The 10359-nt window shown below is 35.6% G+C and carries 10 protein-coding genes and 2 pseudogenes; 2 read left to right on the top strand and 10 right to left on the bottom strand.

Going from position 1 to position 10359, the window contains the following annotated elements:
* Positions 1 to 389: 389 nt before the first annotated feature.
* From J7E35_RS10355 to J7E35_RS10370, 4 genes are all read right to left on the bottom strand, one after another.
* A complete protein-coding gene (locus tag J7E35_RS10355; protein WP_214779488.1) occupies positions 390 to 848 on the bottom strand; it encodes a hypothetical protein in 459 nt (152 codons plus the stop codon).
* 136 nt (positions 849 to 984) lie between these two features.
* Positions 985 to 1617 carry a hypothetical protein gene (locus J7E35_RS10360; protein ID WP_214779490.1) on the bottom strand — a complete coding sequence of 211 codons (633 nt, stop codon included), beginning with the start codon at positions 1615 to 1617 and terminating at the stop codon, positions 985 to 987.
* Positions 1618 to 1833: 216 nt separating this feature from the next.
* Positions 1834 to 2667, bottom strand: a complete 834-nt coding sequence (locus J7E35_RS10365) for an STAS domain-containing protein (protein ID WP_353050356.1) — start codon at positions 2665 to 2667, stop codon at positions 1834 to 1836.
* A 14-nt stretch (positions 2668 to 2681) separates the two neighbouring features.
* A complete protein-coding gene (locus J7E35_RS10370) occupies positions 2682 to 3500 on the bottom strand; it encodes an STAS domain-containing protein (protein WP_214779492.1) in 819 nt (272 codons plus the stop codon).
* Positions 3501 to 3759: 259 nt separating this feature from the next.
* On the opposite strand from J7E35_RS10370, the gene J7E35_RS10375 reads away from it, so the two are divergent.
* The gene (locus tag J7E35_RS10375) at positions 3760 to 4038 is read left to right on the top strand and encodes a tyrosine-type recombinase/integrase (protein ID WP_251040886.1); all 279 of its coding nucleotides are present in this window, start codon (positions 3760 to 3762) and stop codon (positions 4036 to 4038) included.
* A 568-nt stretch (positions 4039 to 4606) separates the two neighbouring features.
* Here the strand turns inward: J7E35_RS10375 and J7E35_RS23260 are convergent.
* From J7E35_RS23260 to J7E35_RS10390, 4 genes and pseudogenes are all read right to left on the bottom strand, one after another.
* Positions 4607 to 4738, bottom strand: a pseudogene (locus J7E35_RS23260) (IS110 family transposase); the annotation flags it as partial.
* The gene (locus J7E35_RS10380; protein WP_214779494.1) at positions 4720 to 5298 is read right to left on the bottom strand and encodes an MEDS domain-containing protein; all 579 of its coding nucleotides are present in this window, start codon (positions 5296 to 5298) and stop codon (positions 4720 to 4722) included. The gene J7E35_RS10380 and the pseudogene J7E35_RS23260, both read right to left, overlap by 19 nt.
* 66 nt (positions 5299 to 5364) lie before the next feature.
* The gene (locus tag J7E35_RS10385) at positions 5365 to 6384 is read right to left on the bottom strand and encodes an STAS domain-containing protein (protein ID WP_214779496.1); all 1020 of its coding nucleotides are present in this window, start codon (positions 6382 to 6384) and stop codon (positions 5365 to 5367) included.
* A gap of 324 nt (positions 6385 to 6708) precedes the next feature.
* A complete protein-coding gene (locus tag J7E35_RS10390) occupies positions 6709 to 6924 on the bottom strand; it encodes a hypothetical protein (RefSeq protein ID WP_214779498.1) in 216 nt (71 codons plus the stop codon).
* A 376-nt stretch (positions 6925 to 7300) separates the two neighbouring features.
* Here J7E35_RS10390 and J7E35_RS10395 point away from each other — a divergent pair.
* A pseudogene (locus J7E35_RS10395) lies at positions 7301 to 8535 on the top strand (IS110 family RNA-guided transposase).
* Between the two features lie 158 nt (positions 8536 to 8693).
* On the opposite strand, the gene J7E35_RS10400 reads toward J7E35_RS10395, so the two are convergent.
* Together J7E35_RS10400 and J7E35_RS10405 are read right to left on the bottom strand one after the other, a co-directional pair.
* The gene (locus tag J7E35_RS10400; protein ID WP_214779500.1) at positions 8694 to 9164 is read right to left on the bottom strand and encodes a hypothetical protein; all 471 of its coding nucleotides are present in this window, start codon (positions 9162 to 9164) and stop codon (positions 8694 to 8696) included.
* A 10-nt stretch (positions 9165 to 9174) separates the two neighbouring features.
* Positions 9175 to 10182 carry a DUF3231 family protein gene (locus J7E35_RS10405; RefSeq protein ID WP_214779502.1) on the bottom strand — a complete coding sequence of 336 codons (1008 nt, stop codon included), beginning with the start codon at positions 10180 to 10182 and terminating at the stop codon, positions 9175 to 9177.
* Positions 10183 to 10359 lie beyond the last annotated feature (177 nt).

Consider the following 10359-nt stretch of genomic DNA (forward strand, 5'->3'; position numbering starts at 1 on the left):
TTTTAATAATATCATAAATTCATTTTCAGTGTCAACTACTTTTTTCTTTAAAAATCAGAAAAAAGCAAAAACAATAGGAATCGTGTCAAATCACCAATAAAAGGAAGGTTAATTTTCCCGCGTATATTCTGAAACCTCTACTAACCTTAATATTATTATTCTATATAAAACCTTCCTGCACAAATAACACAAAAAGCGACTGCCTTGTTCAGCAATCGCACCCGTTAGCGAAGCATGGTTCAACATATCCTTGTAATTGTATTTTTCAATAAGTTTATTGTACTCTTCCCGATTAAAATGATTATTCATATTCCACCTCAATTCGAATAAAGATTACATTCACCACTTTCAACAAATCACTATTGAACAAACCTGCTCCGTTAGTTTAATTACCGTGAAACGTAACGTTCGAGTGACAATGTTAAATCTCTGAGTTCATTTATCTCTTCGCTGCTCCAATTATTTCTTTCAACAGCTCTTAGGACCTTTTTAGAAGCTTTAATCAGACTGTTCCCCAGCTCCTCTAATTTGCAAATTGCAGTGTATTCTATTTCCCTTTTTTCCTTATCAAATTCGAACGACAATTCTATACGAGATGAATCTACTTTTCTTCCAACAATAACAGGAGTTTCATCCATAAAATCAAACTGGAATGTTTGCCCCATAGAAGAAACTAGCAGTCCTTTAAATGATTTAATCCACCAACATAAAATAATTACTACAAAATCAGACCATCCTTGATCGGGAAAATAACGGTGGTAATCAACAACGAAGGTAATGTTCCCTATAATATTTTTGTTGTATTCTAGTGATTCTACTTCTACCTCTATAGAAATAGTTTGTTCCATTATTATCATTCCTTTATCATAAGGATACCGATTAATATTCGTATCCTTATTCAACATTCCTGCATCGTTTGTTTAATTAGGAATTCAATAAAAAAGGTGCATTATCCTCCCTGGATCAACGCACCCGTTAGCTGAACTAGCCATTAATTCTTTTTCGCTCTTTTTCTAATAAATGACTGTACTCTTCAAACTTTAAATATTCATTTAAATGTTCTGCAAAATACCTTGCCTTGTAGAATTTATTGAAAGAGTCGTGCTCACTTTCAATTTCTTTAAACGCCGTCACCAAATCTGTATATTTCATTAGCCACACTAATCCATCACTTAGGAAAGATTGTTTTATATCGTTTATAACTTCCACGATATTTACTCCATCTGGTTCTATCCACCAAATATCATTTCGCCTTTGTTCAGCAGGATTGTCAAAGTGATTGGTGTAATTAGATTGCTCAATGGTACAGTATAACTGTTTTTGTAACTGGCATTGATGGGGTTTGGGTAGTAATTCACCTTTAGTACCAATTTTTATTCCACCGTCTTTAGGTGGAACAAAGTCATAATAAATTCCTAATTCTACATACACAGACATAGGGGACCACCCTGTTACATCTGAAAAATACTTTCCAACAGCAGTTATTTCCAATACCCATATACAGTTGTCCTTCCAACCCCAATTATGTCGAGTATTAACTTTATCAAATCCATTATCTTTTAATGTTGGTGATAAAATTTTTCTAATCACTTTATTTATTTCAGGAGAGCCAATCATTCTTATTCCACCTCTGAACCCTTTGTTACCATCTATTATAAATCGGTTTCTTATTAAGCTAAACTGCTTCGTTTGTTCAATAAGTAAACCGTCTATTATTCAATTATTATCTCTCCTGAAAGCACTCTAAGTTTTTCTTTAGCAATGTCTAGCGCACTGTTTATTTAAACAAATAAAAAGCACAACGTAAATCCACGGTGTGCTTCTTCATTCCCTTTATTGTTTCGCAACGAGCCAAAATCCAATATAGGACAGTGCAGCTTCCAGTGAGCTTTTAATAGTTATTTCACCGAGCACATGGATGCTTTTTACCATCTTTTGTGCGTGTTTAGGCTGGAGTCCTGTAAGGATTGGGGTTACACCTATTAGTTTTAGCATATTTACCATATTCATGAGGTGATGAATGACTTCCTCATCTACCCTAATTATACCTGAAAGGTCTGTAATAAGGTATTTCAGGGATAATCGCTCACTGTTCTGTAATGCGGCCAGGATGATTGCTTCGGCACGCTTCGTGGTGATGTTCCCAATCAGCGGTAAAACCGCGACACCTTCTGTTAAAGACACAATCGGCGCAGATAAACTTTCGACTTCCCGGTTTACTCTGTCCAGGTCCAGAACGTAACTCAAGAGCGAAGCCATTGTACTAAAAAGGTCGAGATGTTCTTCCATAAAGTCAAAATGCCGGGTATCCAACCCGCAAATCGTCCCATAGTTTTCTCCGGTGCTGTAATTGATAGGGATACCAATAAAGGTTCCTCCCCCTAATTGATTTGTTACATTCATACCTTTCGTTAGTTCATTTGTATTTAAGTCATTGATTACTAGAATTTCATTACCATAATCTACACTTAACTTACAGAATGTATCATTAAAGGGTAATGTCTCCCCTTCTTTCACCAGCTTTTCCCCCATGTTTATTACCTTTTCAATTGTATTGAATTGCTTATCATTTTTTGCAATAAAAAGGGTGTTAATCGGTAGGATTCTATTCATTAATGTAAGTATTTTCTCAGCAGCTTCATCAAAATTCCGTATTGATTGAATCACTCGACAACCTCCAACTAAAAATTGCGCTTATTTTCCAACGCTTGTTGAAGCGATGAATAGGTTTGAACGTTACTAAAATCAATACCAAGAGCAACCATTGTCTGTGCAATTTCAGGTCGGATGCCACTAATCACTCCGTTAACACCAAGCAGTTTCAGAGCATCAAGAACCTGGAAAATCTGGCTTGCAATCATGGTATCGACGACTGGCACACCAGATAAATCCATGATAAAATAACGAACTCCAAGCAGCGAGCTCTTCGACAATGACTCCTCCATTAACAATTTAGCCCGATAAGTATCTATAGTCCCAATTAGCGGCAAGACCGCAACCCCTTTTTCAAGAGGAACAACAGGAACTGAAAGTTCAGCGATTTCGCGTCGTGCCTTATTCATCATTTCGTAATGATGGTTAACGAATGCAATACTAAAACTTTGGGCGGCCTGATCAATAATCCTTTGCAGCTTTAAAACGGCTTTGTGATATATCTTCAAATCATTGCATTTTGTGTCCGCTGCATCAAAAATGATATCGGTCATTTTTTCGCGGTAATAATTTAATTCATCAAGCGCCATATCGATGGTCATACCCATTCCGGAACAAAAGGCACCGGTCTCTCTGCCCCACTGAGTGATTTTTTCAAGCGCTGCTTCCATATCGATTTGAAGCAGTTCTTCATACAGCCCAATCAGTTTTACCCTTTCTTCATGGAGTACAGATGAAATAGGGCCAAGCTGTTCAGGATATTTTCTGACTTGCTCTTCTGTAATATACCTTGCCATATTTTCTTTTTCATTAGCTATGCGTTTTGCAACTTCTTTAAAGTTAACCATTCTCTTCACTCCCCAAGAGAACTATTTACCCTATGTAAACAAGCAGTAAACCAATTATTTTAAAAAAGTGATGTCTTATTTTTCTAGGGCTCACCCGCTGTTTTTTTCTCCAAAGTAAGTGTTCTTAATAAGGGTCAGGACACCATCTTGGTGATCACTCTCCTCTTTTTACTACAGCAAAAGGTAAAGCTTACGATTACAAGTATCTTTCCATTATTTAATTCGAAAGGTGAATGAAGCTGACTTGGACTTTATCAAAATGAGGGAAAAACCTATCACTCCACATACACTTAGGCATGGTTTCGCTCTAATTAGTGCTTATCAGGACGCAGATATTCTAACCATCCAGGAGAGTCTTGGTCATCAGGACATTAAAACCACCATGCTCTACTTAAAAGGAAAATGTCTAGGAAGGGAATACAAATGCATGGAAGGGTTCCAATATTTTAACGAAAATATAATTTTAGAGAGTATTATTCATATAGTATCTGTTCAAAATATAATTGTAAGGTATTCCCCCTTTCCTCCCTCTAATTAGAGGGAGTTTTTTATTAGTTAAATAAAATATACTAATCCTTCTTTCCCCTTTTATAGAAGTGGAAGGTTAATCACTTGTCTTTTAATAGTCCAGTTGAATAAATTTCCTATTAAGAAACAAAATAGGAGGTTGAGCTTAGGAAAAATCATGTAAGAAGCAAAGAACTTTAATAGATAAAAATATATATGAAGCTCTTGTTGAGTTAAGCAAAGAACCGTGGGATGAGTATTTCAAACAGGGTTTTGGCCCGAATCAAATAGGTTTAAAAATAGGAAGGGAACGCTATGATGCCTTCTCTTATTGCACCCATTCAGTTAAAGAAGCTTATTGAATTTGGCTTGGTGAAAAAATTCCCTAATGGGAGGTATCTTCCAATAACGAAAGTTGCATAATAAAAAGACTCCTAGAGTTCCTTTTTTTAATATTCTTATTAAGAGTAAACCAGCTAATAGGAGTCAAGAACTTCTTTTTAATAATTTTTTTCTCCCGTGTTATACTTTTAAGGCATGCCAAAAAACCCTCCAAATACCGTTTGGAAGGTTTTTCTTTAGCTGATTTTTCTTGTTGATTAAGCCATATCTAAGAACTGCTCATTCCTTTTAAGGATTGCATAAATCCAGTGTAAAAGTTTGTTTGCACAAGCTATCATTGCTACTCTTGAAGGCTTTCCTTTAATTCGTTTCACAATATAGAACCTTTTTCGGGACTATTCACCAAAAATGTCACTTCATCTTCTGTTAACATTGCAGTATGGCACTTCATTAACAAAGGTTTCAGGGTTTCAGGTGTTCGATTTGCATCATATGCGCAAACCGAAATCAAACCCTTTTCCTTAACAAGCTTATTGAGTTGTTTTTCATAATCTGCTATGTCACTCGTAATTTCTTTATTATCTCCCCATTCAACGAGGCCCCAAGTCCAAACTGGCACATGGTTATTGATGTAGGGTCCTATGTTTGTTAAGAAATGTTGTACAACCGCCTCAGGGCTAAAACATTTGTTGGCGTAATAAAAGTCAAAATTATTGATGTAATGAACTTGAGTTCTTTGATTTTCACTCAGTTCTAATTTTAACCTTTTATTAATCTCAATCAAATTCCGGTCATTTTCCACCAGCATAATGTGGAATCCTGATTCTACTCCTTCTCTTAAAAAATGGACTACATTTTCTAGATAGGTTTCAGCGTTTTTGTAATAATAGAGGATGTGTCCTCCACAATTTGTGTATTGATTGATTAAACCGGATAACAAGTTAGCCATGTCAACTCCCTTTCTCAAATATAAAATTATAAGCCGGCGTTGGTCTCTTGGCAAAAGACTATAATTTTAAACGATTGATCTTCCAGCCTGAGCTAAAGCATGATGAATCCCATGCTGTAACGTTTGGAAAAACTCAAATCTCGAAAGGTTTATGTTTGACTGAGAAATGGAAACGCCAAGCTCGGGAGACACTCCTACCAATACGGTTTGGGTTCCAATCAAAGCCGCAGACAATCCAATTTTTTCGATTAAATTAACGGTATGAGGGCTAATGCCTTCATCAATACCCGTTAAATCAAGCACGAGAAAGTCCGCTTTGTGCTGTGGAAGATTATAAAGCGTATTAACAAGCAAGTCTTCCGAACGCTCTTCATCGTAATTGCCGATTAAAGGCACCACAACAATCCCTTCCAGAACAGGTATAATTGGTGAGGAAAGCCTTTTAACCAAATCCAGTAGTTCTTTTGTTTTAGCACTCACCATCTCTTCAAGTTGGCTAATTTGTTCAACTTCTTTTTTCCTGGCTAATGAATGAATATTTTCAGTTGCTGTTATCTCGGATGGAAAATACTCAATGATGCTGTGTTCGTGCCCATCCAACTGGTTCTGAACAATGTTATACCATATGTTCGTCCCAAATAGTCCTGTAAATACTCCAGCATAGTGAGCGGCAAGGAAATAACCGCCTTTTTTCTTCTTCTGAACAATATTGATTTTATATTCCCAGCTGTCTTTCATCTGGATAACGACTTTTTTTTCTTCAAAGTTAATATCTAAAACATTCGTTATTCCCCAGCCGGCAGAAGCATATGTATTTGTGATCATCTTTGCTGCTTCGGCAACATTTAACTCCTTCATGGTTTCAAAATATTCTCCTACCACCAAGCCCTGCCGATAGCCGGTTGTTTCAAATACGACCTGCGATGCCTCTGCCCCTGATATTTCTTCAATGGTGTCAAAGAAGGTTCTCATCGCACTTTTGATCCAAAAGAGAACAGCATCTTGCTCTTCGAACAAAAATTTCCCTTTATTTAGGTCCCAGCCAAAGCTTAAACCGCCAACATTGATATCAGAATGATTCACCATAAATTTCACCTACATCATTAATTTTATTATTAACATTATAATGATTACGTTTATTCATGTCTAATTTCTTGAAGGGATTCAAAGCCTTCCATATGATTCTGTAAGGCACGAAGAACCGGTAGGATTACAACATTGGACTTGAAGTGAAAAATTATATCGACGTCTCCGGTGTTCCTAATTAAAACAAGAACATGTATTTTATCTACACCATATTTTACAAATGCTTAATGGAAATCCACGTAATCACAACAGGAAATTGTCCCGAATTTGCACAATTAGCTGTTATAACTGGTTTACCTCCACTGAATAGATTTTCATAATAAGTCACCTCAATTGTATCTCTTTGTATTGATTGACTTTACCTTGTTTATGTGGGTCTATGCCAAGAGAATTGAAAAAATCCTTTACTTCATGTGGAAATGTTTCACAAGCTAGATCGTAATTTTGTTCCAAATCGGAATCCCACTCTTCCGTTATTAATGATTGTTTTTCATAATATGCCTTTGTCTTATTAATATCGACTCTCTGTAAACGCTCCATATTGGCCCCCTCATATATGATTCTTCCTTATTTCTTACTTGGAGTAAGATTCACAACGAGTTATTGTGCTATTCTGCCCCTTTAGTTGAAGAAAAAAAGGATCGCCTTACTCAACTCAAGCACCCGTTCGTAATATAAGGTTAGCCAGATATTTCTGGTTGACCTTTTTATTTATGGTCTTAATACTACGGTAGTCGGGGTAGAACGTCGCACCCGTGGGTTAAATCCCGTCAACTAAACTGTTCACCCCCTACTTGTATAAACATGTTTCAGGCTGGTTGGGACCAGGAACCCGTTTAACAAGCGAACCTATGACATTACAAGAAGCCTTAGGGGATACCGACAATTATTGTTTTACAAAGGAGGAGATTTGTTTATGAATCCAGTCATTGGTCTGGATGTTTCAAAAGGTGAAAGTCAGATTCAAGCATTTTTAGATAAAGGCAAACCTTATCGTAAGAGTAGTATCAAACACAATACGGATGGTTTAGGCAGTTTATTAGAGTTTCTTCATGAAGTAGAGAGTTCAGCTGGTGGTCATCAACCTACGGTCGTTTTAGAATCAACAGGACACTACCATTTTCCTGTAATTCAATTTCTTGAGGAGCAAAATTATGTTTATATTATTGTCAATCCTCTTATCTCCCATCGAGCCAAAAGTTCGAGTTTACGGAAGGTAAAAACAGATGCAATTGATGCTTATCACCTTTGCGAGCTGTTTTATAAAGAAGAGTTAGAGCCTTATAAAAAAAGAGGAATTCAACTTTTAAATCTTCGTAATCTAACAAGACAACAAGAAAGTATTGCCGAAGTATCAGCACAGACTAAAATACAGCTGCATATCCTTTTGGATCAGGTATTTCCTGAATATAGAGGAGTTTTTGGAAGTTTATATTCCAAAGTCTCATTGCTTACATTATTGGCATTTCCTACTTCAGAAATAGTGTTAAGTGTGAGTGAAAGAGAAATAACAGAGAAAATAGCTTCGCTATGTATGAGTCGTTCAGATGCATGGGCAAACGAAAAGGCCAAAAAATTAAGGGAAGCAGCCCTACGTAATCCGTTTCAAAACAATCTCTACCAGAGTAATATTTTTAATCTAGAGTTATTAGTGAAGATCGTTCTTCAATACCAAGAGCATCTATCTAATATTGCAGTTGAAATAGATGCCCTCGCTAAAGAAATTGAAGAATATCATATACTTCAGTCTATCCCTGGAATTGGAGAGAAAATCGCTGCCACGATTATTTCCGAAATTGGTGAGATAGATCGGTTCAATGATGCCAAAAAACTCGTTGCATTCGCTGGAGTAGATCCAAGTGTTTTCCTTCTGGTAAGTTTACCGCATCTGTAAATCGAATTACCAAACGAGGTTCTAGTAGGCTTCGCCATGCCTTGTATATGGCTGTTCAAAGTGGTATTCGTGATGCTCGTAAAAAGAAAACGACTGATGAAATCATTGCACGCAATAAAAGATTAAGAGAGTTTTACGATAAGAAACGTGAAGAAGGAAAACCCTTCAGAGTAGCAGTTATTGCATGTGTTAATAAGCTCTTACATTGGATTTTTGCCTTACTAAAAAGCAGAACCTCTTTCCAAGATACAGCTTAAAAACTATATCTAACTAAATACAACAAAACCTTCCAAATAAAACATATAGGAAGGTTATTTGGCATGACCAATTTTAGTATATCATGACGTTATTCATCATTTTATTGAAAAATGTTGACAAACTATTAGCTGGTTTAGTTGAAGAGCAGAAAGTTTCATTAAGTCTTGTAGCTAATAACTAATTTATAAATTATAAACCCTATCAAAAGCCCAGGGGCTAAAAAAAGCATAGGTAAAAAAACAGGACCAATAAGCACTCCAGATACTTTTAATGAGGTTGAATACATTAATCCTATTGTAATAAAGAATGCTCCAAATACAAAAGGTATGTAAGAAAAGCCATTCACTTCTCCATCTGCATTACGGTATGCATCCCACATGGCAAACATATATAAACAAGGGTAAAACATAAGCCATTGAAAGTTTGTAACTTCAATGGCTTTCTGTATTTCTCCTGTAAATGAATATAGAATCGCTAAATTGAAGTTGCTTAGAACATTTACAAGAATCTCTAAAAAAATGAATACACATCCTTTAAATAAACTTCCATTTAAAAACTGTCCGAATCCTGGTAAAGCTATACTCCATAATAAAGCCTCATGTTTTTTAGGCTTTTTAACATCCTTCACCTTGTATCACTCAATTCAACATTTGATTGCGTTCTTCCATTTGAGGTGGTTCTTCCATCCAACCATTTTTAATCATTATTTTTGCACCTTTATGAGCATATTCAAATATATCTTTCATAATAATAGTCATTTTAGCTGGTAAATCATTTCGCAAACTAAAAGCGGTGCCTAATGAGCCACTCCCCATAGAAAAACTGCAAAAAAGACTTGTGCAATACATCATCAATTTATCAGAAAATGGTGCCAATGTTGAACGGGTTGCATTACCGCCTGATGTTTGAGGTGTTTGTATATTGTTTTGAAGTAAGGTTTCACTTAATTCCTTTACAATACTTTTAGCAAGTTCAGCTCCATTATTAAAGTAGTTTTTAACTTCTCCTTCATTTGCACATTGAGCAAAACCTGTAATCATTTGAAGACCAAAGACATTTGATTCAATTGAATGATGAATTTGAGCAACTTCAACCGTATTTAATGAACGCTTTTCGCTAAATGGGTTAATGGAGAGTCCACCCAAGTAGTTATTATCTTTAACAAATTCAACTGACTTTGGCATTGAAACATGAGGGGATTTAACAAGCAACCCCTTTTCAAGCAAGTATTGTGTGCAAAGGTTGTAATACTTTTGAGTAATGGCAGTTAGCTCTTTAAAAATCAATACAATATCTTCTCGATAAGCCATAGTTATATTTAATGAGTGAAGCCCCATACTAATTTCTTTTAATAGGCGAACAAACATGATGTCAAAACCATTATCATATAACTTTGGCACATCTTTGTTAACATCTTGAGCAGTATATCCAACTGGTATTACAGCCCCTTCATTTTGTAAAGTTTCTGTGATTATTCCAACATAATTGTCAATTTCTCCATATAAATTAGTCATAATATCCTTGGCTTTTTCATCATCGGCTTTCTCTATAAAATATTCTAATATACGTAAAATCATCGTCTTTTCCTGATATGTAAGCCATAATACACCTAATTCAGATGAAGTAATTGCTGATTTTTCTGGCATATAAATCCCCTCCTAAAATTTCATTATTTTAGGTTAAGCATTACATGGTATTTTAATTCAGTATTTTTTTCATAAAAAAATCTCACTCATTCTTCTTCAACAAAACTGCTCCGTTCGTATTATAAGGTCATCCAGATATGAAAATATTTCTGGTTGACCTTTTTTTATATGGTCTTA

The sequence above is a fragment of the Bacillus sp. ISL-45 genome, from assembly GCF_018613195.1.
Taxonomy (GTDB): domain Bacteria; phylum Bacillota; class Bacilli; order Bacillales; family Cytobacillaceae; genus Mesobacillus.